Origin of the sequence: Pseudomonas sp. GZJR-8 (assembly GCF_002916705.1) — a bacterium.
Taxonomy (GTDB): Bacteria; Pseudomonadota; Gammaproteobacteria; order Pseudomonadales; family Pseudomonadaceae; genus Aquipseudomonas; species Aquipseudomonas synxantha_A.
The window spans coordinates 72212-97172 of the sequence record NZ_JXSI01000005.1 but is presented as its reverse complement, the minus strand read 5'-3'; the positions used below and the strand labels follow the sequence as shown (position 1 = coordinate 97172).

The following is a 24961-nucleotide window of genomic DNA, read 5'->3' as shown; positions in this document are numbered from 1 at the left end:
TAAAATGGCTGAGTCCTGTGGCGAGCGCACTCGCCACAGACAGCGTAGCCGAGTTTGCTCAGTTGGCCGCCCAGAAGATGTAGTCGGCCTGATACTTCACCACAGCCTGCTGGCCTTTGTTCGCCACCGTGCATTCGCTGCTAGGCGCCACACCGCCTTTGAGGGCGACCCGCTGGATGTAACTCACCCCGCTCATGGCACCTTTACCTTCAGCCGGGTTGGCCTTGACCAGTTGATAGGGCAGGTTGCCTGCACTTGAAGGTGCTACCGCCAGTTGGGTACCGGTGATTTTCGAGCCGTCCTGGGCTTGCCAGGTGGCGGGCGGGCCGAAGTAGCTGCCCACCGGCTTGCCGCTGCGGTCATTCAACACGGCTTTGGGGCCGACAAAGAACCACTCGGTCTGGCCGACGGCGTTGGCTTTGTCACGGCATTCGTAGGTGATTTCGCCGACCCCGGTGGTTTCCATCGTAATCTTGTGCCCGTCGGGCACCTTGATACTTTCAGGCAAGCCGGTCTGGGCGAAAACCGCAGGCGCGGCGGTGAGTGCAGCCGCGAAGCAGAACAGTGTTTTAGCGTTCATGGGTAGTGCTCCATTTGAGTAAAACAGCGGGGTGACTGCAAGGACTACACGCGACACGCCCGATTGGATGCACCGGTTAGAAAATAAACTTCAGAGGGCGCACACTGTGCGCCCGCACCCGCCCTATGAGGCGACACGCCGCGTTTTCATACAGGGCGTTGGCGCGAAGCCTTCACGGGTGAGTACTTTTCCGCACCTGAAATGAGCTGTTTTGCGTATCAGCATGTGGCAACCCCAGGAAGTGATCATGGAACGCTTCCTGTCGGTAAGCTTCATCGCGGCGCTACCAGCCGCGCAAAAGGCCACGGCGACCGAGCCATTGTGCGAGTTGATCGACACACACACAGCGCTGCGTGGGCGTGACACTGTAGCGTTCCGGTATCAGACCCAGCCCTATGTCTGCCATCGTCTGGCAGAAAAGGCATAAAGTCAGATCATATTGATATAAGTGGTTATAAGAAAAATCGCTATCCTGCGCCCAGAAATTTATAAGGCCGCAGGTAGCTGTAATGGATGTGGGTAATATTGGTTTCGTGGTTGCCGGCCTGATCGTTGGTTTTATCGTCGGCATGACCGGTGTCGGTGGAGGCTCCCTGATGACGCCGATTCTGTTGTGGTTCGGTATCAATCCGGCCACGGCGGTGGGCACTGACTTGCTGTATGCCGCCATCACCAAGTCCGGTGGTGTGCTGGTGCACAGCAAGAACCGCAACATCGACTGGACCATCACTGGCTGGCTGACCTTGGGCAGTGTGCCGGCGGTGCTTTTGACGTTGTGGTTCCTGGCCAGCCTGCACACCGACCCCAGCGCGATGAATGCGGTGATCAAGCAGGCGCTGGGCTTTGTGCTGTTGCTGACCGCATTGGCGATCCTGTTCAAGAAAAGCCTGTTGGCCTTTGCTCAGCGACATGCCGGTGATGACTACCACATGCGCCCGCGCAACCTGAACGCCCTGACCGTGGTGACCGGCGCGGTCCTTGGCACCATGGTAGCCCTGACGTCCATTGGCGCCGGCGCCCTCGGCACGGTGGCGCTGTTTATCCTGTATCCGTTCCTGGCCACGCGCCGTCTGGTGGGCACCGAAATTGCCCATGCCGTGCCCCTGACCCTGGTGGCGGGCCTGGGCCACGCGAGCATGGGCAATATGGACTGGCATCTGCTGGGCTTCTTGCTGATGGGCTCGTTGCCTGGGATCTACTTCGGCAGCCATATGACCGGCAAGATCTCCGACAGCGTCTTACGCCCGTGCCTGGCGGTGATGTTGATGGCGGTGGGGTACAAGCTGGCGTTCTGAGCCGCATGTGCTCCACATGTGGGAGGGGGCTTGCTCCCGATGGCTGCCTCAGGGCCGACCAGGATGTTGGATTAGACCGAGTACATATCCGTTATTTAGGTAACGGCTGATATTGGTTCCGCTTTTACAGCGGCTCACTTTTGAAAAGAGCGCAAAAGTAAGCAAAACGCTCTTGCCCCACCACTCGGCACCTCGCTTTGGCTCGGTGTGCCCGTAATCCGCCATGGATTTGGGGGGCCGCCGCCACGCGCCATCCATGGCGCGGGGCGGCTAAACCGGCATCCCTGCCGGTTTACCCCCCAAATCCCTGTCGAATTCCGGCCAGCGTGGTTTGACGGGGCGCCTAAGATCAAGATCAAGAGCGGCTCGCTTCGCATCGTGGTTACGGTCGGCAGCTACAAAGTTGTGTAGATACCTATGCCCCGATAGCGGTAGTTCAGCCAAGGAATTGGATACTGACCCACCGCTATTGGGAGCAAGCCCCCTCCCACAGTTTGACCCAGATCAACTTCAGGCCTTCGCCGGGCCGTTGCCGATTTGCCACACAAACGGTGGCTCTGTCCCGTTGATCACCCAGTCGCCCACGATCCGCGCCTTGTAGATCACCGGATTGTGCGAAGACACCGTCCGTGCGTTGCGCCAATGCCGGTCCAGCGCCTTGCCTTGGCGCACATCCGAGGCCCCTAAGGCGTTGAACAATTGGCTGGTGGCACGCTGGATCAAATCCGAAACCACCACTTGCGCCGTCGCCGACTCAATCTCAGCCGCCACATTGGCTTCGTGTTCGGCCACGTCATTGCCGCCAAAGCGCGCCAGATAAGCCTGTTGCGCCGGCACTGCGGCCTTCAACGCGCTGGCCTGGGCGGCGTATACCAACGCGGCGACTTCGCCCACCACCTGTTGCACCTGCGCATCCTGGCTGACGTGCGTTGCATTGCCATGGCTGTAGATGCGCTGGCGGTTGCGCACCTGGTGGCCCACGTCGATGAGCGCAGCGCGACCGATACCGGCCAGTGTCGCCAGCAACACCAGTTGGTAGAACGCAGTCTGGTATTTGAAGCGGGTGGCAAAGTCGATCAGGTTTTCAGTTTCCACCACCGCGTCGGTAAACCGAGAGGTGCCGCTGCCGGTGGTGCGCTGGCCAAAACCGTCCCAGTCATCGCTCTGCACCACGCCTGGCTGATGGGTGCGGGTGGCGGCAATCACGGCGGCGCCGGTGTCGCTGCGTTGGGCGTAAACATCGATCCAGTCCGAGAACAGGCTACCGGTGCTGTAGAACTTTTCGCCGTTGAGTTTCCAGCGGTCGCCGTCGGGGCTGACCTGGGTTACCACCTCACCGATGGCCACCGTGCCGATTTCGGTCCAGGCGCAGCCGACGATATCGCCATCGACAAAACGCTTGAACCACAGATCACGGCTTGCGCCGGGTGGCGCATTCAGGCGGTCTTCGGCAAATGCGAAGTGCCCGCGCAGGGCCTGGGGCACGTTGGAGTCGGCCGCTGCCAGATCGATCAACAGTTCAAACAACTGCGGCAGTGACGCGCCATCACCGCCGTATTCCACCGGCACCCGCACCGCGCCAAAACCAGCGTCCTTGAGCCATTGAATCGGTTCGTAGGGCAGTGTGCGGCTGTGCTCGCGCTCAACCGCACCCTCGGCGATGCGCTGGAAGATCGGCCGAAAACGTGCGGCCAGCGCAGGGTAATCGGCGCCGGTAGACAGCGGGTTGATGACCTGATGTTCAGTCATGGGTAGGGCTCCTGGCAGTGATCGAATGTGCTGGAGATTGCACAGTTCGTGCCGGGACTTTGCTCCCCTGTTTGCGGTGCGAGAGGGTGATTGGGTGTTGCTCCTGCAACAGCAGATCGACAAACCGCTGCGATCGGTGACATTGCCGGCAGGCTGATCAGATATCCGATTTTTTAACGCAGCGCCCATGGCGCGGGCATTTGCGGGTGACTGGCACGCTTGCTGCGTAAGCTACATGACATCCATTTGTGCGAGGTACCGTCCGATGAGTCAGCAAGCCGTGAAATTTGCCTATTGGGTGCCCAACGTCAGCGGTGGGCTGGTGGTCAGCAAGATCGAACAGCGCACTCACTGGGGCATCGACTACAACCGCAAACTGGCGCAGTTGGCCGAAGCCGCAGGCTTTGAATACGGCCTGACCCAGATTCGCTTCACCGCCGGTTATGGCGCCGAAAACCAGCATGAGTCCGTGGCGTTCAGCCATGCTTTGCTGGCGGCGACCACCACGCTCAAAGTGATCGCGGCGATCCTGCCAGGTCCCTGGCAACCGGCGCTGGCGGCCAAGCAATTGGCGACCATCGACCAGCTCACCAACGGCCGTATTGCGGTGAATATCGTCAGTGGCTGGTTCAAGGGCGAGTTCCAGGCCATTGGCGAACCCTGGCTGGAGCACGATGAGCGCTACCGTCGTTCAGAAGAATTCATCCGCGCCCTCAAAGGCATCTGGACCCAGGACGATTTCACCTTCAAGGGCGATTTCTATCGTTTCAACAACTACACCCTCAAGCCCAAGCCATTGGGCCAGCCAGAGGTTTTCCAGGGGGGTAGTTCACGGGCGGCACGGGACATGGCGGCGCGGGTCTCGGACTGGTACTTCACTAACGGCAACACCCCCGAAGGCATCAAGGCCCAGGTCGATGATATCCGCGCCAAGGCCGCTGCCAATCACCATTCGGTTAAGGTCGGCGTGAACGCCTTTGTGATCGCCCGCGACACCGAAGAAGAAGCCCGGGCCGTGCTGGCGGAAATCATCGACAAGGCCGACCCGGAAGCGGTCAACGCTTTTGGTGATGCCGCCAAGCAGGCGGGCAAGGCTTCGCCGGAAGGCGAGGGCAACTGGGCCAAGTCCAGCTTCGAAGACCTGGTGCAGTACAACGATGGCTTCAAGACCAACCTGATTGGCACCCCGCGGCAGATCGCCGAACGCATTGTCGCGCTCAAGGCCGTGGGCGTGGACCTGGTGCTCGCGGGCTTTCTGCATTTTCAGGAAGAGGTGGAGTACTTCGGCAAACGTGTTTTGCCGCTGGTGCGTGAGCTGGAAGCCACGGCCGATGCAGGCGCGAGCGGTTTTTCCAGGCACAAGGCAGCTGTGTGATCTTCGTAGTAGTCGTCGACCCAGGCAAAGCGCCGATAGCCATTGCGCTCATACAGGGAGAGTGCGCCGGGGTTGTCGGTGCGCACTTGCAGACGCAGGTACGCGCAATCGTTGGCCAGGGCGCAGGCTTCGATGTGCTCCAGTAACTGATGGCCCAGACCGATGCCTCGAGCGTGCTCGGCAATGGCGATGGAATACAAGCGCGCCAGCCGGGCGCCACGACGAAACAGCACCAGCCCATAGCCGAGCAGTTCACCGTGCTGTTGCACAAGCCACAACTGGCCATTGGCCCGGCTGATCATCCAGCGCAGACTGCGCGAAGACAGCCGATCACTGCTGAAACACTGCTGCTCCAACGCCACTAATGCAGGCACATCGTCGAGGGTTGCAACGCGAAAGAAAAGAGCCATAAGACCACCGTAAAAGTTGCGTAACGAAACGGGACTTCCCTAAAAGATCGTGCTTAATAGAAAAGGTCGAGTTCTCTAAAGCGGATCAACTATTATGTCGGCGGTACAAGGTCATTGGCGTCAAGTATCCGAGCAAACAGTTGCGGCGACAATAACGTCCAACGGTTATTTTTCCGCGCCACCCCGAAGTTCGAGCCAAGTGGTGATTATTGTCGAGCGCAAGGAAGATTGGGCCTCCTATTTTCCCAGCGAGGATATCGTCACCGCCCAGGAGTACCTGGAGCAGACCCGGGAAAACGAAACAGGCAAGCGCGTACAGGTAATCAACCTGTGCCGCAGCTACAAGTACCTGGGGCACGGCTACTACTGCTCGTTGCTGGCCGAGGCACGTGGGCACAAGGTGATTCCATCGGTGCGCACCATCAGTGAACTGACCAGGAAAGCCCTGTATGGCCTGTCTCTGGATGATCTGGACAAAAGCCTGGAAAAGGCCCTGAGTCATCATCTCTACAGCAATACCGAAGGCTTTACCCTGACACTGTATTTCGGTCGGACCACGATAGAACCTTTGCAGGAGTTAGCGCGCCAGTTGTTTGAAACCTTTCCCTGTCCGATCTTGTTAGTTGAATTCCGTCAACATAACGGCTGGCATATCGAAGGCGTTAAGTCTGGCGTATTGCACAAGTTACGCGACGATCAGGAAGACCAATTCGCCCACGCCCTCGACAACTTCAGTCGCAAGGTCTGGCGTCAGCCGCGCTCACGTCGGTTGGCCCGTTATGACCTGGCAATTCTTCACGATCCTCAGGAGCAACTGCCTCCGTCCAACCCCCGCGCCCTGGAAAATTTCATACGGGTCGGCAAGGGCCTGGGCATTGATGTGGAGTTGATCGAGCGCAAGGATTACGCGCGCCTGGCCGAGTACGACGCCTTGCTCATCCGTGAGACTACCAGCGTCGATAACCATACCTACCGTTTCGCCAAGAAAGCCGAAAGCGAGGGGCTGGTGGTGATGGATGACCCCGCATCGATCCTGCGCTGCACCAACAAGGTCTACCTCACCGACCTGCTGAACAGCCATCAACTGGGCATGCCGGCCACCGAGATTCTTTACAAGGAGCGGCCGGAAGATTTCGAGCGCGTCGGCGAGCGCCTGGGTTTCCCACTGGTGTTGAAGATCCCCGATGGCTGTTTCTCCCGAGGGGTGATAAAGGTCGAAAGCCAGGCGGCGTTGCTCAAGGCCACGGCCGAGCTGTTCGAGCATTCGGTACTGCTGCTGGCCCAAGAGTTCTTCTACACCGAATACGACTGGCGCATCGGCGTGCTCAACCGTAAACCGATTTTCGCCTGCCAGTACTTCATGTCCAAGGGGCATTGGCAGATCTACAACCACAAGGCCATTGGCCAGGCCGTCAACGGTGAGTGTCGCACCCTGGCGGTCCACGAAGCGCCAAAAGCCGTGGTGGAACTGGCAGTGAAGACTGCCAACCTGATCGGCGACGGCCTCTATGGCGTGGACCTCAAGCAGTCCGGCGACAAAGTGGTGGTGATTGAGGTCAACGACAACCCCAACCTGGATGCGGGCATCGAAGATGCCTACCTGCAGGACGATCTGTATGGCTTGGTGCTGGAGGAGTTTGTGCGCCGCCTGGAGCTTAAACGCCAGGGTCAGGTGTGGTAACAATCAAGCAGATCGCTGAAACTCGCGGTTGCCAGGGCAGGAAGGCGAGCAACCTTTACCTGCCGTCGGACGGTTGATTCGATGCCAGTTAAACCGACATCCGGTTATGTTCAGGTTGTCCGCCGGAGTCTATAAATACCGTTCCCAGATGGGAATATAACGACGTTCATGATTCAGGCTCGCAACGTTGGGCCTGAAGCAGTTCCGTTGATGGAGCAGTTCAGCGTCACATTTGTGAGTGCACGTCTCTTTAATGGATTTAAGGAGACACGACATGACTGACTTAATAACGTTTGCCCTGCCTGAAGCTGTAACTGATAGCAAGGCCGATCGCCAATTGGGCCGAGCGCTCATAGATGCTTGGCGCAAAGACGGTATTTTTCAGATCAGCATCCATGACGAACAGGACCAGAAGGTCAAGCGCGCCATGGCAGCCAGCAAGGCTTTTTTCAAACTGCCCCGGGAAGAGAAGTCGCGCTTAGTCAGCAGTCTTACCTATGCAGGGTATGTTGCTTCTGGCGAAGAGGTCACGGCTGGCGAGCAGGATCAATCGGAAATTTTCACCATTTGCAAAGATCTGCCACTGGAGGATCAGCGCGTCGTAGACGGCTGGCCGTGCCACGGTCCCGTGCCATGGCCCAATGACGAATACCGCGACAGCATGAAAGCCTTCCTGGAGGAATTGGGTGACACGGGCGAAAAGTTGTTGAAGCTGGTGGCACTCGGACTGGGATTGGAAATAAATGCTTTGACGCAGCTTAGCGAGGATGGCTGGCACCATATGCGTGTTCTGCGTTTCCCTGCCGAGTCGGCGCAAACCTGCCGAGGTATTGGGGCCCATACCGACTACGGCATGCTGGTGATCGCTACTCAGGATGAGGTGGGAGGTTTGTATATTCGGCCTCCGGTCGACGGCGAACATCGCAAGCGCAACTGGTTGCCTGACGAAAGCACTGCAGGTTTATTCGAAAACGACGAGCCCTGGACGTTCGTGAAACCGGTACCGCGCGTGTTCACAGTGTTTCCGGGTGATATTTTGCAATTCATGACCGATGGACTTCTGCTCTCGACGCCTCACAAGGTCAAGCTAAACTCACGTGAGCGTTTTGCCATGGCCTACTTTCACGAGCCGAGTTTCAGCGTTTCAGCCAAGCCATTATTCAGTCAGAGCTGTACTGAACGTATTCATTACGGCACACGTTTCACCAACATGTTTATGCGTTGCTATCCGCAACGGATAACGACCCAGTGCATTCTCAAGGAGAATCGCTTGAGCCACCTGGAAGGTATTAGTCTGGCCCACGCGCACCCTTGAGTTCGTTACTCTCCCGAGCGGGTAGGCCGCTCGGGAGACTTTTCAATGGCCGATCAGCGCCCATTGCTCAAGGTAGTGATTCCACCGGTTCTGCATCAGTTTGTTTTTGCAACGTGAGCACCTCAAACCCGTCCGCCGTCACTGCCACAGTATGTTCCCACTGCGCCGACAGACTGTTGTCCTTGGTCACCACCGTCCAGCCATCCTTGAGACTGCGCGTCTTGGCGCCGCCCTGGTTGAGCATGGGCTCCACGGTAAACACCATACCTTCGCGCAGAACGAGGCCGGTGCCAGGGCGGCCGAAGTGCAGGATCTGTGGCTCTTCATGCATCTGTTTGCCGATGCCATGGCCGCAGTATTCACGCACCACGCTGTAGCCGTTGGCCTGGGCGTGACTCTGAATCGCATGACCGATATCACCCAGGCGAGCGCCGGGCTTGACCTGGCGGATGCCGGCCCACATCGCCTCGAAGGTCATTTCTACCAGGCGTTTGGCCTTGGGCGCCACGTTACCGATCATGTACATCTTGCTGGAGTCGGCAATGAAACCGCCTTTTTCCAGGGTGATGTCGATGTTGATGATGTCGCCGTCCTTGAGGAACTGCGTGGCGCTGGGCATGCCATGGCACACCACTTCGTTGATCGAGGTGTTGATGCAAAAGGGGTAGTCGTACTGACCCAGGCTGGCGGGGCGGGCCTTGAGTTCGTGGCGGATGAAGGCTTCGACGGCGCTGTCCAGCTCAAGAGTGGAGAGGCCGGCGGCGACATAACCGTCGAGCATGTCGAACACCTGGGCCAGCAGGCGCCCCGACTCTCGCATCACGGCCAGTTGGGCGGTAGTCTTGATCATCAGATGCGCCCCCGGATCAGGTCGGGCTTGTCCAGCAACAACTTGTTGATCAGCTCGTTGTAGGGCAGGTGCGGGTTGAGCTCGGCGAGCAGGCCGATCTTGATCCAGAACTCGGCCTGGGCGTTGATGGAGCGGTCCATGGCGGCGCTGGCCAGGCGAAGCTGTTCGTGCAGTTGGTCGGTGATTTTGACGATGCCCATGAGGTTCACTGTGTAGGTTTGATATACAAAGCGTATACGTTTCGTATGCTTTGCGTAAGCCCCTGGTTCAAATCAGGCGCGCGATAGTTGCGACATGTTGCCGAAAAGAGCGTCGACACAGGTTGCTGTTTGAACTGACATGCAGGGTTAAACGTTTAATCGCAGTGGTTCGACGATTATTTAAAGGCTGCAATCGGCTTCATATTAATCGGCAGGTCGCTTATGAAGAAAAGTTACAACAATGCTGAGATTTGCCGAGTAGGCTGGGTGAGTACAGGCGTCTGCCAGGGTTGGCAAGACGGGGCAGGCTAGCGCCTGCCAGCCCATAAAAACTGATTGGCAGTCTCAAAAAAGGAGAGGTTGGCCATGCTTTCGGAACTGGAACTTCGCAGCATTATTGAAGGAAGTTTTCTGCCTAAACGGTGCGAATGCACCAAAGCCGAGGATGCTTCGTTGACGATCAAGGTGTATGACGACCGCGACCGTGACCGGGTGGACTTGGAAGTCAAAGGTATAAACGCCGACAAACTCGACAGCAGTCGAGCCATTTGCAACCTGATCGCCGGTTTGCGTGAAGACCTCAAGCACACCCAGACCCACACCCTGCGTCGAGCAGGAGGGCGCGGTTATTTCTAGTTAAGCCTTGAATTCAAGTTGACCCAGGGCCTGGCATTCGCCAGGCCCATTGTTATGTGCGTCAGCCCAGCTGATGACGGTACGGCAGGTCGGGGCCGGTCTTGGTACAGGTCAACGCGGCAGCCCGAATCGCAAAGCCGAGCATGTTATCAATCTGCACGCGCGTGAGCTGTTGCAGGCCAGTCACTGAGTCAAGCTGATGCTCGGTCAGCCAGGCAATCAACGCGGCCTGGAAGGTGTCGCCGGCGCCCACAGTGTCAGCCATCACCACCTTGACTGCCGGCGCCGACCAGTTGCCGTGCTGACGGCTGAATACGCTGGCGCCATCGCCGCCGCGGGTGAGGAACACCAGTTGGCAGCGGTGTTGCAGCCAACCGTGCAGCACACTTTCGGGTGACTGGTCGGGGTAGAGCAGGTGCAGGTCTTCATCGCTGACCTTGATCAGGTCGGCATGTGTGACCAGCTCGGCGACGCGATCACGCCATAGTTGGATGTCCGGCTGCGGGTTAAGGCGCACGTTAGGGTCCAGGCTGATCAGGCGCTTGCCGCTTTCGCGCTTGACCAGCGCCAGCAGGGTGTCGCCAATCGGTTGCACCACCAGTGAGAACGAGCCGATATGCAGCCCGCGCACCTCATCGCCGAGTACCGGCAAATGCGCGACTTCCAGCAACCGATCCGCACAGCCTTCGCCACGGAAGTTGTACTGCGGTGAGCCATTGGCGCCCACAGCGACCATCGACAACGTGGTCGGCGCGGAAAATTCCACCAGGAACTGCTCGCTGACCCCTTCATTTTTCAGCACCTGCAACAAGCGCCGGCCGAGGAAGTCGCTGGACAGGCCGCCGAACAACCCGGCTTCAATACCCAGGCGGCGCAGGCCCACGGCCACATTGAATGGCGAGCCCCCGGCAATCGCCTTGTAATTGACTTTGGCGGCCTGCCCGCTGGCATCCTCCTCGCTGAAAAAATCAAACAGCGCCTCACCACACACCAGATACATAGTCGTTCGCTCTTAAAGGGATGCCACGTGCTGTTGATAACGCTCATACGCCTGTTGATAGGCGCTGACACTCTCGGTTGCCGGCAAGGTACGGCTGGCCGGGTCGACGCTCACACATTTGTCGCACAGGCTGGCCAAGGGTTCGCCGCTCTGGCACCAGGCGGCCTGGATTGCCGCGCCCAGGGCGGCGGCTTCGCTCTGTTCGGTGCACACCACTTCGGTGTGCATGATATCGGCGACCATCTGCCGCCACACCGGGCTTTTCGAGCCGCCGCCGATCAGGCGGATGCTCTGGCTTTGCAGGCCGGTCTGGCGCAGCAGGTCAAGGCCATAGCGCAGGCCGAAGGTGGTGCCCTCAACCACGGCGCGGCACAGGTTGGCGCGGGTCAGGTTGGTCATGGTCAGGCCGTGCAGGCTGCCGGTGGCGTGGGGCAGGGCAGGCACGCGTTCGCCATTGAGAAACGGCAGCATGCAAACCCCGTCGGCGCCAATGGGGGCTTGTTCGACCAAGGCGTTGAACGCCTGCAAGTCGAGTTCGAACAGCTCGCGAATTACCCCGGTAGCGTTGGTCAGGTTCATGGTGCAGATCAGCGGCAGCCAGCCGCCACTGGACGAGCAAAAGGTCGCTACCGACGCCTGCGGGCTGACGTTGGGCTGGTCGGCAAACGCATACACGGTGCCTGATGAGCCCAGGCTCATGGTGATCACGCCGGGAGCGATATTGCCGGTGCCGATGGCGCCCATCATATTGTCGCCGCCGCCGCTGGACACCACGGCGTTGGGGTTGATGCCCAGGCGCTCGGCAATGGCCGGCAGGATCGTGCCCACCGCCTGGTCGGCTTCGATCAACTGCGGCAGCGCTGCCTCCAGGCGGCCGCCGGGGTCGATGTGCCTGAGCAGCGCCACATCCCAGGTGCGGCTGCGCACGTCAAAGTAACCGGTGCCCGAGGCGTCGCCGTACTCGGCGCAGGCGCGACCGGTGAGCCAGTAGTTGAGGTAGTCGTGGGGCAGCAGGATATGGGCGATGCGGGCAAATACGTCCGGGTGCTGTTCACGGGTCCAGAGCAGTTTGGAGACGGTGTAGCCCGGCGCGATGGCTACGCCCAGGCGTTCCAGGGAGCCGCTTTCGCCGCCCAGGTGTGCCAGCAGGCGCTCGTTCTCCGGCGCGGTTTCGGTGTCGCACCATAACTTGGCCGGGCGCAGCACTTCACCTTGTTCGTCCAGCAGCACCAGGCCGTGCTGCTGGCCGGAAACGCCGATGCCAAGGATGTCCTGGCCGTCCACCCCGGCTTGTTGCAGGGCGCGGTGGGTGGCTTCGGTGAAGGCGTCCAGCCATTCCTGGGTGTGTTGCTCGCGCCGGCCGTTGGCGCCGCTGATCAAGGTATGCGCGGCGGCGCCCAGGCCCAGCACCTTGCCGCTGGAGGCGTCGAGGACGATGGCCTTGGTGCCTTGAGTGCCGCAGTCGATTCCGAGGAACAGGTTTTGCTGGGTCATGATGGAGTGCTCAGCAGTATTATTTTTGGATTGGTAACCCGGTCAAGTGTGGGAGGGGGCTTGCTCCCGATGAGGGAGTGTCAGTCAAATACCTTTCTCTGACCTACCGCTATCGGGAGCAAGCCCCCTCCCACAGTTTTAATCCGGTTTGTTCAGGAGTTGTTGCAGGGTTTGGGTGACGCCTTTGTCGCGCAGGCTTGCATAGCACCGCTCAAACGCTGCCACAAACTCAGCGGACTTGGGAATAGCCGTGCCAAAAATCTCCTCTACCCCCAGCAACCGCTGGCTGATCAGTGTGTCATCACTCACCAGCCCCTGGCAGAACTCGGCCCTTGGATCGGGGATCTTGTAGCTCACGCCATTCTCATCCACCCCTTTCAAATACAAGGCCCAGGCCGCCACTACCAGCGCTGCACGCTCAGTCTCGCGGCCATCGGCAATCAAGCGATTGATGGTCGGCACGGTGAACTTGGGAAACTTCGACGAACCATCGGAACACACCCGTTCCAACTGGTCGGCAATCGCCTGGTTGGAAAAGCGCTCCACCAGCGTCTGCTTGTACGCCGTCAGGTCGATGCCCGGCACCGGCGCCAGGTTCGGCGTAACGTCCAGGTCCATGTACGCACGCATATACGCCACAAACAGCGGGTCGTTCATGGTCTCGTGGACAAACCGATAACCCTTGAGAAACCCCAGGTAGGTGAGGGCCAGGTGACTGCCGTTGAGCAAGCCGATCTTCATCTCTTCGTAAGGCGTGACGTCATCGGTGAACTGCACGCCGACCTTCTCCCAGGCCGGGCGACCGTTGACGAACTTGTCTTCCAGTACCCACTGCACAAACGGTTCGCACACCACCGGCCAGGCATCGTCGACGCCATGTTCATCATGCAGTTGCAGGCGGTGGGCGGTGCTGGTCATTGGCGTGATGCGGTCGACCATGGCGTTCGGGAAGCTCACGTTGGTTTTGATCCAGTCATGCAGCTCGGCGTTGTGTAGCGCGGCGAAGGCCAGGAGTGCCTTGCGCGTGACGGCGCCGTTGTGCGGCAGGTTATCGCAGGACATGACGGTAAATGCCGCAGTGCCGGCGGCGCGGCGTTGGGTGAGCGCTGCGCAGATAAAACCGAACACGGTTTTGGGTGTCTTGGGGTGCGCCAGGTCATGCTGGATCTGTGGCAGGTGGGCCATGAATTCGCCGTTGCTGTCATCAATGCAGTAGCCGCCCTCGGTGATGGTCAACGAGACGATGCGGATAGCCGGGTCAGCCAGTTTGTCGATCAACGCCTGGGCGCCGTCTTCGGCCAGCAGCATATCGCTGAGGGCGCCGATGACGCGTACTTCGGTGTCGTCGGTGTCACCTAGCTCATACAGGGTAAACAAGTAATCCTGGCCGGCCAGGTCGTCGCGAGCCTTGCGGTCCTCGGCGCGCAGGCCCACGCCACAAATGCCCCAGTCCAGGCCCTCGCCGGTATTCATCAAGGCGTCGGTGTAATACGCCTGGTGTGCGCGGTGAAAGCCACCGACGCCGATATGGGCGATGCCCTGGCGGGTGTCGGCAAGCGCATAAGCCGGGATTTTCACTTGCGGCGCCAACTGCGTGAGATTGTGTTTATTCAGTTTCATCTAAAAATACTCGCGGAGTCAGGCGGCTGCGCGCAGTGGGCGGGCCACCGCTACGCCGTCAGTGTCGAACAGATGGCAGTGCGCCGGGTCCAGGTGCAGGTGCAACGTCTCGCCGTACTGGCTGGCCATGTCGCCGCGAATCCGCATGGTCAGCGGTTCGCCATTGGCGGTGATGACGTGGCAGAAGGTGTCGCTGCCCAGGCGCTCTCCAACGTCAGCGGTGACGGTCAGGGTGGTTTGCCCTGGCGCGGCGATTTCCAGATGCTCGGGACGAATGCCCAGGGTCACCGCGCTGCCGACGCTCAAGGTCGCGCCACTCAACGGCAGGCTGACCAGGGTGCCAGCGTCCAATTGCACGTCGCAGCCATGGCCTTCGACACGCGTGACCTTGCCCTTGAGAAAGCCCATCTTCGGCGTGCCGAGAAAGCCGGCCACAAACAGGTTGGCCGGTTGGTGATACAGCTCCAACGGCGAGCCGACCTGCTCGATACGGCCACTGTTGAGCACCACCACCTTGTCGGCCAGGGTCATGGCTTCGACCTGGTCGTGGGTCACGTAGATCATGGTGGCTTGCAGTTCTTTATGCAGGCGCGCCAGTTCCAGGCGCATCTGCACGCGCAGCGCCGCGTCGAGGTTGGACAGCGGCTCGTCGAACAGGAAGATCTTCGGGTTACGCACAATCGCCCGGCCAATCGCCACGCGCTGGCGCTGGCCGCCGGACAGTTGCTTGGGCTTGCGCTCCAGCAGCGGCCCCAGTTCCAGGATGCGCGCCGCTTCGCTGACCTTGCTCTCGACCAGCTTCTTGTCGACACCGGCCAGGTCCAGGGCAAACGACATGTTCTTGCGCACGCTCATGTGCGGGTACAGCGCGTAGGTCTGGAACACCATGGCCAGGTCGCGCTTGGCCGGGGTCACTTCGGTGATGTCGCGGCCATCCAGTTCGATGGTGCCTTCCGTGACTTCTTCCAGGCCGGCGATCAGGCGTAGCAGGGTGGATTTGCCGCAGCCCGACGGGCCGACGAACACCACGAATTCCTTGTCGTTCACTTCAAGGTCAATGCCCTTGATGATCGAGAAACCTTCGAAGCCTTTTTGCAGATTCTTGATTTTCAGGTTGGCCATGATGGGCCTCCTTTTCGAATTATTATTTGACGGCGCCGAAGGACAAACCGCGCACCAGCTGTTTCTGGCTGATCCAGCCAAAGATCAGGATCGGCGCGCAGGCCAGGGTCGAGACGGCGGACAACTTGGCCCAGAACAAACCTTCGGGGCTGGAGTAGGAGGCGATCAGTGCGGTCAACGGCGCAGCGCTCGACGAGGTCAGGTTCAGCGACCAGAACGCCTCGTTCCAGCACAGGATCAGCGACAGCAACACCGTGGAGGCCAGGCCACCCTTGGCGATCGGCAACAGCACGCGGACCATTTCCTGCCACAGAGTGGCGCCGTCCAGGCGGGCGGCTTCGAGGATGTCCTTGGGGATGTCCTTGAAGTAGGTGTACACCATCCACACCACGATCGGCAGGTTGATCAGGGTGTAGATGATGATCAGCGCGATACGCGTATCCAGCAGGCCAAGGCTCTTGGCCAACAGATAGATCGGCATCAGCACGCCCACCGGTGGCAGCATCTTGGTCGACAGCATCCACAGCAGCGTGCCCTTGGTGCGCTGGGTTTCGTAGAACGCCATGGAGTAGGCGGCCGGCACCGAGATCAGTAGGCACAGGGCAGTGGCGCTGAACGAAATCACCACCGAGTTCCAGGCGTAGGCGAAGTAGTTGCTGCGTTCGTTGATGTGCAGGTAGTTCTCCAGCGTCGGCGTGAAGATGAACTGCGGCGGGGTGGCGAACGCATCGATTTCAGTCTTGAAGCTGGTCAGCACCATCCAGAAGATCGGGAAGAAAATCAGGATCGCGATCGCCCAGGCCAACGTACCGAGTAGCAGGCTTTGCAGGCGGCGGGATTGTTGAAGTGTCATGGCGCGGCCCTCAAGGCTTGTCAGTCAGGTTTTTGCCGATCATCCGCACCAGGATGATCGCCGCGATATTGGCGATGACCACGGCAATCAAGCCACCGGCCGAGGCCATGCCCACGTCGAACTGCACCAGCGCCTGGTTGTAGATCAGGTAGGCGAGGTTGGTCGAGGCGTAACCCGGGCCACCGTTGGTGGTGGTGAAGATTTCGGCGAACACCGAGAGCAGGAAGATGGTTTCGATCATCACCACCACGGCAATCGGGCGGGCCAGATGGGGCAGGGTCAGGTGCCAGAAGATCGCAATGGCGCCGGCACCGTCCAGACGTGCAGCTTCCTTTTGCTCCTGGTCCAGGGACTGCATAGCGGTCATCAGCAGTAGGATCGCGAAGGGCAGCCACTGCCACGACACAATGATGATGATCGACAGCAGCGGGTAGTGCGCCAGCCAATCCACCGGCTCGGCGCCGAAGAACTTCCACACGGCGGCGAGGATCCCCGACACCGGGTGGAAAATCAGGTTTTTCCAGATCAGCGCGCCGACGGTGGGCATGATGAAGAATGGCGAAATCAACAGCACCCGCACGATGCCACGCCCCAGGAACTCACTGGCCTCCAGCAGCGCGCTGATCAACACGCCGAACACCACACTGATCAGCAACACGCTGCCCACCAGCAACAGGGTATTGGTAGCGCCGGGCAGGAAACCCGAGTCGGTGATGAAGTAGCTGAAGTTTTCCAACCCCACGAATTGGTTTTCGCCGGGGTAGAGCAGGTTGTAGCGGATCAGCGAAAAGTACAGGGTCATGCCCAGAGGCACGATCATCCACAGCAGCAACAAGGCCACCGAGGGGCTGACAAGGAACCAGCCGGGGTTGGCCAGGCGGTTTTTGGCGGGTGTATTCATTAGAATCAAGACCAGTCAGATACGAATCGGAGCGCGGTCAGTGTGGGAGGGGGCTTGCTCCCGATAGCGGTGTATCAGTCACACAATCATCAACTGGTAGATTGCTATCGGGAGCAAGCCCCCTCCCACATTTGACTGTGGTGAGGGCAGGGGTTACTTGGGGTAACCAGCCCGCTTCATTTCCCGCTCGGTGGTGGTCTGCGCGGCGGTCAATGCGGCATCCACCGTCTGCTGACCGGTCAACGCACCGGAGAAGAACTTGCCCACCTGAGTACCAATCGCCTGGAACTCCGGAATGGTCACCAACTGGATGCCGATATATGGCACCGGCTTCTCTGTCGGCTTGGTCGGGTCGGCCACTTTCAGTGATTCCAGGGTCACCTTGGCGAACGGCGCGGCCTTCATGTACTCGTCGCTGTAGGTGGATTGGCGCGTACCTGGCGGCACATTGGCAATGCCGTCGGTCTTGGCCACGAGCTGGCCGTATTCCTTGGAGGTGGCCCAACTGGTGAACACCTTGGCGGCGTCCTTGGCCTTGGAACTGGTAGGGATCGCCAGGCTCCAGGAGTACAGCCACGAGGTGCCCTTGTCGGTCTTCTCGTGTGGCGCAAAAGTGAAACCGACATGCTCGGCGACCTTGCTCTGGCTCTTGTCGGTGACAAACGAACCGGCGACGCTGGCGTCTACCCAGATCGCGCATTTGCCGCTGTTGAACAGCGCCAGGTTCTCGTTGAAACCGTTGCTGGACGCACCCGGCGGGCCGGATTTCTTCATGTTGTCGACGTAGAAGTTCAGCGCGTCCTTCCACTCGGGGCCATTGAATTGCGGTTGCCACTTCTCATCGAACCAGCGCGCACCGAAGCCGTTGGCCAGGGTGGTGATCAGCGCCATGTTCTCACCCCAACCGGCTTTGCCGCGCAGGCACAGGCCGTATTGCTCTTTGGACTTATCAGTAAGTTTGGCCGCAAATTCGCCGATCTGGCTCCAGGTCGGGTGCTCGGGCATGGTCAGCCCGGCGTCTTTGAACAGGTCGGTGCGGTAATAGGTGATCGAGCTTTCGGCGTAGAACGGCAGGGCGTACAGCGAACCCTTGACGGACAAGCCATCACGTACCGAAGGGAACACATCATCAAGGTCGTAGGAGGCCGGCAGGTCCTTCATCGGCTCCAGCCAACCCTTGGCGCCCCACAGTGCGGCTTCGTACATGCCGATGGTCAGCACGTCGAACTGCCCGCCCTGGGTGGCGATGTCGGTGGTGAGGCGTTGGCGCAGCACGTTTTCTTCGAGCACCACCCAGTTCAACTTGATCTCCGGGTGCTCGGCCTCGAAGGTTTTCGAGAGCTTCTGCATACGGATCATGTCGCTGTTGTTGACGGTGGCAATGGTCAGGGTTTGCGCGCCAAGGCTGACGGCGCTGAGGGTCATGCATGCAGTCATGCAGGAACAGGCAAGCAGAGCTTTTGCTGTGAACTTCATCGCGCACTCCATTTCCGCGCCCAGGGGGCTACAGAAGGACGGTTATTGTTGTTGTGTCTTCCTACAGGTAGCCAGGAAGAGTGTGCGTCGATTACAGCCTTGAAATGGGGTTGTGACAAATCCTTGGGCGCACGCGCACTGATACTTTTTTGCACTCGATGATCGTCCCCGTGGTGCGTGGGGACGATCGATGCCGTATTTAACGCTCGATATCAGCCAGTGCTCGCTCAGCCAGCAAGCGAGATACCTCGACCAACTGGGCAATCCCCAGCGCGCCTTCGCGCCGTGAGCCGTCGAGATCAAAGGCGAAATCGCAGGTGAGGGCGTGGGCAGAGGCGAGGGATTCGCTGAGGTTGACCAGTAGGTCTTGCGTGGAGATGCCGTCTTTTACGGTGAACAGCACGCTGGGTGTTGGATCGATTGGGGGATTTGGGGTGGGCTTGATCATGGTGGAACTCCTGATTTAAGTGGAGCTACCACTGATCGCCGCGACGCGATCGGGTGGTAGCTGTACGCAGGTTCGCGGACCGGAATCAGGAAACCGGCATACCCGAAGGTATCCCGCGCACAGCCACCATAAGGGCGCACAGTAGACGATAAAAAGACGTCAACTGAAAGCGGAAATGGCACTTTGCGTCTGATTAAACCGGGCCGCGACGCCCGACCGCTGCGTGTGCAGCGGTGTACGGAGACTAGAGATTGAGTGTCCTAGGGACAACCTCAAAACTGCGTAAGACGTTTCTGCTTTTCCCAATATCTGGGGCAATCGGTTCAAACCAAATTCTGCTCAGTCAACCGCTGCGCCCTCAACCGTCGATAGTGCGAAGGCGTCATGCCTCTAAGCATATTCATACTTTTTTACCCGATGATAGCAAAAGGAGTCGCCGACTTTTTCATGGGCGGTGAAGTCCGCTTGAATGCCTGGGCCGCAGCATGATCAACAACCAGGCTGCGCGACACTGTCAGAGTTGACCGTCCTGACCAACGGAAGTCTTGCTTGAGCCAGGTTTTGCTCAGTCAAGCGCTGCACCGCCAAGCGCCGGTTGAAGTTGGAAATATTGTTGAACACCGAAGCACACATCTCTCACGGCCTTATCGCCATCGGCCAGCAATTCGCAGTACTTGTTGATACGCAAGCGATTAAAGAACTCAATAAAAGTACTCCCGATCGCACGCTTGAACACCCGGGAAAAATATCTCAAGAAGATCAATCGAGAAACCCCGAGCATCTTCAACTGCACTTGATCGTCGACAATTACGCCACCCACAAGCATTCAAAAATGGAGGGGGGCTGGAGAAGCATAAACGCTTTCACATGCATTTCACTCCGAGCTTCCAGCTCGTGGATGAACAGGGTTCAGCTTTTTCGGGACATCACGGTGTATTTGCGTGAGGGCAGTTTCAGTTCAGCGCGCGAGCTGGAGGCCTCGGTTACCACGTTCCTGGCCCTGCGAAACGTGCAACCGACTTGATACGTCTGGAACGCCAAAGGCGAAGATATCTTGAACATAGTTCAGCAAGCCCGCGAGGCATTGGCCTCACAGGCTAATGGGTAATTATTTTGAGAATGGCGCGTTGGGACAAAGCACTGCCGCACAATGAAGATGCGGCGTGCCCAGTCGCCAATGGGCTGTCCAGCAGCCCGGGTTTACTCGGCGTAGAGCGGCCTCTTTTCAAAGGTCATCAACTCGGTCCTCCATTTTGGGTACAAAGGGCTACGCCAGTCTCCATTGATGTAGATCTCCAGGCCCGATGATTCCCATTGGGTCATCTTTTTCTCTAGCAAGGCAGTGTAATTTGACGCCTTACAAGAGATATCAGCCCAAGGATCTACAATCCAGGCGTCTTTCCATTCGGCTTCTGCAAAATTGACTGTGCTTTTACCTGCGCTTGCTGGTCCTCCCACCACTGTAAACGCATGGTCTCCGCCGTGGACGTACCATGTCTCAGCACTTCCTCCACTTTTTTTGATGATTTGAGTGGCTGCTTCCGCCATTTCCCCGCAATTGCCAGCGCCAAACTTCAATACGGAGTTGACGTAATTCGGCGATTTGACCTTGATATCTTGAATCCAACCGACGAGTGCTTCTGCGACCTCCTCTCTGTAAATATCATTAGGTTTATTTGGGATTCTTTTATTTGACGATCCGATACCCGTTGCCTTGACCTGTGTGTTGACTGAGTTCTTCGCGCCTTCTGCATAAAATTTATTTTGTTTCTCAGCAGCCAGGTTGGCGAAATCTGCAGTTTTATCCAGCGGTTCGAGAGACGCTGATTTGAGTACAAGTTCGTCGCTTGAACTGGTCAGTTTGTTGATGAGCTGATAAACAAATTCGCGTTTTTTCTCTGCGTTAAATGGCGCAATAGTGGCTTTCAGTTCGTTAACTTGAGCAGGCGTATAACCCGCGGCTTCAAGTTTTGAGAACGCCGAATCCAGGCTGGGTAGTGACACGAAGTCTTTGCGCAATGGCGCACCGGCCATCTCAAGAAGACCTTCCATTTCCTGGATATGGTTGCTGACAAGTTCTAATTCGAATTCCGATGCGGACTCGCCGATCCGTTTGAAAGTGAGTTCCGTCGACTTCGCGTCAAATTTGCTGTAGTAAAATGTCAAACTGTCGGCTTCTACCACGATATAACGCTGGGTTGCCCCGCTTGTTGTTGTTGTCTGGGCGATGGTTCCGCGCAATTCACGTTGGTCTTTGCTCAGGCTGCTGATAGCGTCAAGTTTGACAATTCGCGAATTTTGCTCAAGGTTGGGCAGTGTATCAGCGCCGGATAGACCAAAATGTGGATCCTTAACGATCGTACCACGCGTGGTTGGCAGGTAATCGACAGGGGCCACCAGGTCTCGTTGCACTGTCTTATAGACGCCATCCTTTTCCACGACATCGAATAGGCGCCGCTCGTAAACAAGCGTTGAATTGAGTCCGGCACCCCCAGATGATGGGTACAACCGCGTGTGCTCAAGGCCTTGCACCATCTTGGCCGTATTGCCGCTGAAGTCCGACACGACCTTGGCGAAACACACGCCGTCAGTTTGTCGCTTTACTCTGGGACCTGCCGGGCAAAAGGCTTCAAGGCCGTGTGTATCGTTGAAGTGATCGGCTGACTCAAGGTCAGTCAGGACATCTGGTTCCTTGGGGTCATAGCGGTATACCTTGTTTCCGATTTTTACGTCAGAGTAGGTCGATCGGTTAATTACTTGGGCGTCTTCGGGTAGTAACCGGTCGGGTATCTGCTTGCTTGTGCCGTCAGGGAGGGTTTCGGTTTTTAAGCCGATGGAGGTATCCGAGCGAAAACCTTCCAGCGCTGGCCCATATGCGGCGTCTGCTTCGGCGTCGTAGGCGTACCAGTTGCCCGCCCGGTTTACAGCGGTGACCTTGACCTGCTCCTGGGTGCCGGCACGCACCACAGTGCCATTGGCCATTTCGGCTGTTTGCTCAGCAATGTGGCTGCCCTGCATTCGGCTCGATGAAGCGAGCGACTGCGAAACGCTGGTATTGGTCATGTCCCTGAGGGCAATACTTTCAGCGTCTTTAGCGCCAAACCTCTCGATAAAACCCGCTTCAATCTTGGCGGCTGCCCAAGAAGCGCCGGATTTCGCCAGCGTCCATAGCTCGCCGGCGCCCGCGGCGGCTGCGTAGATCGCGACATCAATGGCCAGGTCGACGCCGGCCTTGAGAAACTGACCGTGATAAAGGTCTTCCAGGCTGCTGGTGCCCGGTAGGGCGTGCCAGATAGCTTTGAAGAAATCACTGGGTTCTGTCGCGGTTTCAAGCGTATTGCTCGACCAATTGCGGTGCAGGTTAAGAAACTGCGTTTTGTTCAGGTAGGTGGAGTCGACCATGACGTTTGCCAGCTTGGATAGTCGCCCTCTGGCGTAGTTAGGGGAAAATCGGTCATTGGCACTATGGGCTGGGAAGGTGACTTCCAAAGGCCACGGCTCATCGTTGTCATCCAGCAGGTGTTGGTCAGTAACCCTCAGTACAACGTCGGATTTAACCCCGGGTTTCGGGAAAGTGCCATTTTTGAAGGCCTCGGCGTCGATCTCCAGACTGACTTTTTGCCCCATAGGGGTTGATGGGTCAATGTCGGCAATTCTTACGATCAGACCACTTGCTGGGTACACCGCAAAATCCCTTCTGACGCCGTTATAGACAGACGTCATCACCATACCGCTGCCGGCACCCTCAACGTTCAAAAACTCCACATCGCCATAGAGCAGGCTTTTTTGCTCCTCCACTGGCAGCTTTCTGAGCATGTTTTCGAACAGCGTTACGGTGTGGCGTCTGCGCAGGTGGAAGTCTTGTTTGATGGCCTTGTCGAATTGATCATTGACCACCGGTAAATCCGGTTCATTCGCTCTTTTACGCAGGCGTTCGAAGTCCACATGTTTGCCTTCCTGAAGCCAGTTTTCACCCAGTCTACCTGTTTCATAGATTTCGGCGAGGCTGTAGTGACGGCCGCTGTTTATTCCGAAGCCTTCGTCCTCTATCATGTAGCGGCTTTCATAATCAATGTCGGGGCCGAACTCCTTCCTTAATATTTCAAGCGTCATGGCCCTTCTATTCGGAGGGTCGGACTTGCTCAACCAACTGATACTTTCTGCGGTCTTCTTCGTTTGAGCCTGAAATTTGACCTGGCTGTCTTTGAGCTGTTCCAGTGTGTAGTTGTCTTTATTGACGTTGTTATTGAGGGCTGCCCAATCAAGCAATGGGTTCATCTGCGCATAGTTCTGGATCTGCGCTTCCAATGCTGAAATGGGTTTGATGTTGTTGTAATTCATGACCTGCTGGTAAGTCATGCCTTGAGTAGCGCCGGGGGCGGTCCACTCAATCCGGTTCACTGCGGTCGTAAAGTTGACCCATTCCGGGGAACCGAGTGTTACATTCTGGGGTACCTCTTTTACCAGTAGTTGTGGCGCCATCCCCGACATCATCAACCGCGAGATTGCAGGCGCAAGATTGGCGGGGATGCCTTTTTTAGCGGCCAAGTCTCGGCCGAACTGCTCACGGATAGACTCGACGCTGTGCCCTGAATAAGCAGCGCCCATCAAGTCAATACCGGCGACAGTCTTGTGTTGCGCGCCGGCCGTTCGATCAATCTCCAGCACCAGCGCGGTCAACAACCATTGTTTCCGGCTGGTCGCGGTGGGAGCGCCCTTCATCTGGCTTTCCAGCTTGGCGGCGAGTTCAAGCGCTGCGTCGCTGGAGACGAGTTGATCCAACGCTTGTTCGGGGTCGGTACTAAGGTCGGTAACGTTGGCGCTCAGATAACTGAGAAGGCTGTCATGCGCGCCAATGGACGTTTTTACGAATTCTCCCACCGTCACACGCTGCTCTGTACTCAGCGATAGTTGCGTGGACAGAAACCCCCAGCGATTGCCCAGGGGAGGGGACTGGGGGGCGGGGGTTTGAATGGCCGCGAGCAAGTTATCGTTGTCTGCCTTGGTGACCGTTGGGTTCCAGTCTTTGCGGGAAAGGAATGCTGCAACCGTGGTCACGCCTTTAGGCTGGAGGGAGGAGGCCGGGTCGACAATAAAGCGTCTTGAGCCGCTGTCGGAATTCCAGTTTCTCAACTGATCAATCAACGAGTACCGGTCGTTGCTGTCGCCCAGTTCTGTTTTTTTTCGGTTCAGCCAGGTCACGACTTTTTGTGGATCGGCGGAGGGTCGAGGGAACTGTTGAGTGCGTCCCGGCAGCGAAGTCTGTTGTTCGAACGTCGGGCCGCTGGGGTCGTCACTGATACCATAAAAGTTGGCCACCCACTGGTATGGCACGTTGCTGTTACCCACCTGCGCCAGTGAGATCTGTTGTCCATGGGCGGCAAATTCCTGAGCGGCCGTCAACACAGGCTCGATAACGTCAAAAAAAGCGGGGTATTTTTGCGCGAAGTCGGTGGCGGTGTAGCGCTGTTCAACGCCATTGACTTTGGCTATCAGCGCATGGCCTGTGCGGTCATAGCGCAGCGATGCCAGATCAATATTGTGTTGGCTGGCCCATTCAATAAAACCATGTCCCTTGAGCGCTTTGCCCAGGTAATCCCACCATTGGCCAAACAGGCTGTTGGGCGGGATCGGTTGTATGGTTTTTGAGGCGGCCAGGGTCGGGTTGGTTTTTAGCTCAAGCATTGTGCGGTGCACTGTGGTTGCCAGTTCACTGTCGCCTGTTGCCAAGAGGTCTGTGTGCGTCTGTTCGGTTTCCACTGGCGTGTGGATGTTTGTTTTGACGGCGGCGGCCAGGGTTTCAAGCGGTGAGGGCACAAGCGGTACGTTTGCAAGTTGTTGTATCACTGACTGCTGGCGTTGCTGTACGGCAATGTGTGCGGGGTCGCTGGGGGATGCGTCGGTCAACGCCTTGAAACCTTTGTTTTGGCTTATTTCATCTATGCGGCCCAGCGTG

18 protein-coding genes and 4 pseudogenes are annotated in these 24961 nt (G+C 58.0%); 7 read left to right on the top strand and 15 right to left on the bottom strand.

What is annotated here, in order from left to right; genetic code table 11:
• Nucleotides 1-58: 58 nt before the first annotated feature.
• Nucleotides 59-580 carry a DUF3455 domain-containing protein gene (locus TK42_RS12165; protein WP_103734302.1) on the bottom strand — a complete coding sequence of 174 codons (522 nt, stop codon included), beginning with the start codon at nucleotides 578-580 and terminating at the stop codon, nucleotides 59-61.
• Between the two features lie 129 nt (nucleotides 581-709).
• On the opposite strand from TK42_RS12165, the pseudogene TK42_RS12160 reads away from it, so the two are divergent.
• A pseudogene (locus tag TK42_RS12160) lies at nucleotides 710-1007 on the top strand (SAM-dependent methyltransferase); the annotation flags it as partial.
• A gap of 82 nt (nucleotides 1008-1089) precedes the next feature.
• Nucleotides 1090-1875 carry a sulfite exporter TauE/SafE family protein gene (locus TK42_RS12155; protein WP_078821474.1) on the top strand — a complete coding sequence of 262 codons (786 nt, stop codon included), beginning with the start codon at nucleotides 1090-1092 and terminating at the stop codon, nucleotides 1873-1875.
• A 510-nt stretch (nucleotides 1876-2385) separates the two neighbouring features.
• On the opposite strand, the gene TK42_RS12150 is transcribed toward TK42_RS12155, so the two are convergent.
• Nucleotides 2386-3624: an acyl-CoA dehydrogenase family protein gene (locus TK42_RS12150; protein WP_103734301.1), complete on the bottom strand. Its 1239-nt coding sequence runs from the start codon at nucleotides 3622-3624 to the stop codon at nucleotides 2386-2388.
• Nucleotides 3625-3889: 265 nt separating this feature from the next.
• Here TK42_RS12150 and sfnG point away from each other — a divergent pair, with 265 nt between their 5' ends.
• The gene (gene sfnG / locus TK42_RS12145; protein WP_103734300.1) at nucleotides 3890-4999 is read left to right on the top strand and encodes a dimethylsulfone monooxygenase SfnG; all 1110 of its coding nucleotides are present in this window, start codon (nucleotides 3890-3892) and stop codon (nucleotides 4997-4999) included.
• Here sfnG and TK42_RS12140 read toward each other — a convergent pair.
• Nucleotides 4972-5409: pseudogene (locus tag TK42_RS12140) on the bottom strand (GNAT family N-acetyltransferase); the annotation flags it as partial. The gene sfnG and the pseudogene TK42_RS12140 sit on opposite strands and share 28 nt — an antisense overlap.
• Nucleotides 5410-5503: 94 nt before the next feature.
• On the opposite strand from TK42_RS12140, the gene TK42_RS12135 reads away from it, so the two are divergent.
• Together TK42_RS12135 and TK42_RS12130 are read left to right on the top strand one after the other, a co-directional pair.
• Complete coding sequence (locus tag TK42_RS12135; protein WP_078821472.1) at nucleotides 5504-7090, top strand: RimK family protein; 1587 nt, start codon at nucleotides 5504-5506, stop codon at nucleotides 7088-7090.
• 274 nt (nucleotides 7091-7364) lie between these two features.
• On the top strand, nucleotides 7365-8405 hold the full coding sequence (locus TK42_RS12130) for a 2-oxoglutarate and iron-dependent oxygenase domain-containing protein (protein ID WP_103734299.1): 1041 nt from the start codon (nucleotides 7365-7367) through the stop codon (nucleotides 8403-8405).
• Nucleotides 8406-8472: 67 nt separating this feature from the next.
• On the opposite strand, the gene map is transcribed toward TK42_RS12130, so the two are convergent.
• On the bottom strand, nucleotides 8473-9255 hold the full coding sequence (map, locus tag TK42_RS12125) for a type I methionyl aminopeptidase (RefSeq protein WP_103734298.1): 783 nt from the start codon (nucleotides 9253-9255) through the stop codon (nucleotides 8473-8475).
• Nucleotides 9255-9455 carry a ParD-like family protein gene (locus tag TK42_RS12120; RefSeq protein WP_103734297.1) on the bottom strand — a complete coding sequence of 67 codons (201 nt, stop codon included), beginning with the start codon at nucleotides 9453-9455 and terminating at the stop codon, nucleotides 9255-9257. The genes map and TK42_RS12120 overlap by 1 nt, the downstream gene beginning before the upstream one ends.
• Before the next feature lie 366 nt (nucleotides 9456-9821).
• On the opposite strand from TK42_RS12120, the gene TK42_RS12115 reads away from it, so the two are divergent.
• Nucleotides 9822-10091 (top strand): DUF1652 domain-containing protein, encoded by a 270-nt coding sequence (locus TK42_RS12115; protein ID WP_032875782.1) that lies wholly within the window; start codon nucleotides 9822-9824, stop codon nucleotides 10089-10091.
• 61 nt (nucleotides 10092-10152) lie between these two features.
• On the opposite strand, the gene TK42_RS12110 is transcribed toward TK42_RS12115, so the two are convergent.
• The 9 genes and pseudogenes from TK42_RS12110 to TK42_RS27320 form a co-directional block, all read right to left on the bottom strand.
• Nucleotides 10153-11091, bottom strand: coding sequence for a carbohydrate kinase (locus tag TK42_RS12110; protein WP_103734296.1), 939 nt, complete (start codon nucleotides 11089-11091; stop codon nucleotides 10153-10155).
• A 12-nt stretch (nucleotides 11092-11103) separates the two neighbouring features.
• Nucleotides 11104-12585 (bottom strand): xylulokinase, encoded by a 1482-nt coding sequence (gene xylB, locus TK42_RS12105; RefSeq protein WP_103734295.1) that lies wholly within the window; start codon nucleotides 12583-12585, stop codon nucleotides 11104-11106.
• 138 nt (nucleotides 12586-12723) lie between these two features.
• On the bottom strand, nucleotides 12724-14205 hold the full coding sequence (locus tag TK42_RS12100) for a mannitol dehydrogenase family protein (RefSeq protein WP_103734294.1): 1482 nt from the start codon (nucleotides 14203-14205) through the stop codon (nucleotides 12724-12726).
• A gap of 18 nt (nucleotides 14206-14223) precedes the next feature.
• On the bottom strand, nucleotides 14224-15327 hold the full coding sequence (locus TK42_RS12095; RefSeq protein WP_103734293.1) for an ABC transporter ATP-binding protein: 1104 nt from the start codon (nucleotides 15325-15327) through the stop codon (nucleotides 14224-14226).
• Nucleotides 15328-15349: 22 nt separating this feature from the next.
• Nucleotides 15350-16180, bottom strand: a complete 831-nt coding sequence (locus tag TK42_RS12090; RefSeq protein WP_032875774.1) for a carbohydrate ABC transporter permease — start codon at nucleotides 16178-16180, stop codon at nucleotides 15350-15352.
• A gap of 10 nt (nucleotides 16181-16190) precedes the next feature.
• Nucleotides 16191-17081 carry a carbohydrate ABC transporter permease gene (locus TK42_RS12085; RefSeq protein ID WP_005788581.1) on the bottom strand — a complete coding sequence of 297 codons (891 nt, stop codon included), beginning with the start codon at nucleotides 17079-17081 and terminating at the stop codon, nucleotides 16191-16193.
• 153 nt (nucleotides 17082-17234) lie between these two features.
• A complete protein-coding gene (locus TK42_RS12080) occupies nucleotides 17235-18557 on the bottom strand; it encodes a sugar ABC transporter substrate-binding protein (RefSeq protein WP_103734292.1) in 1323 nt (440 codons plus the stop codon).
• 199 nt (nucleotides 18558-18756) lie between these two features.
• Nucleotides 18757-19005: a DUF6124 family protein gene (locus tag TK42_RS12075; RefSeq protein ID WP_103734291.1), complete on the bottom strand. Its 249-nt coding sequence runs from the start codon at nucleotides 19003-19005 to the stop codon at nucleotides 18757-18759.
• 489 nt (nucleotides 19006-19494) lie between these two features.
• A pseudogene (locus TK42_RS27320) lies at nucleotides 19495-19753 on the bottom strand (helix-turn-helix domain-containing protein); the annotation flags it as partial.
• Here TK42_RS27320 and TK42_RS12065 point away from each other — a divergent pair.
• Nucleotides 19752-20113: pseudogene (locus tag TK42_RS12065) on the top strand (transposase); the annotation flags it as partial. The pseudogenes TK42_RS27320 and TK42_RS12065 sit on opposite strands and share 2 nt — an antisense overlap.
• 92 nt (nucleotides 20114-20205) lie before the next feature.
• Here TK42_RS12065 and TK42_RS12060 read toward each other — a convergent pair.
• On the bottom strand, nucleotides 20206-24912 hold the full coding sequence (locus TK42_RS12060) for a hypothetical protein (RefSeq protein WP_103734290.1): 4707 nt from the start codon (nucleotides 24910-24912) through the stop codon (nucleotides 20206-20208).
• Between the last annotated feature and the right edge of the window lie 49 nt (nucleotides 24913-24961).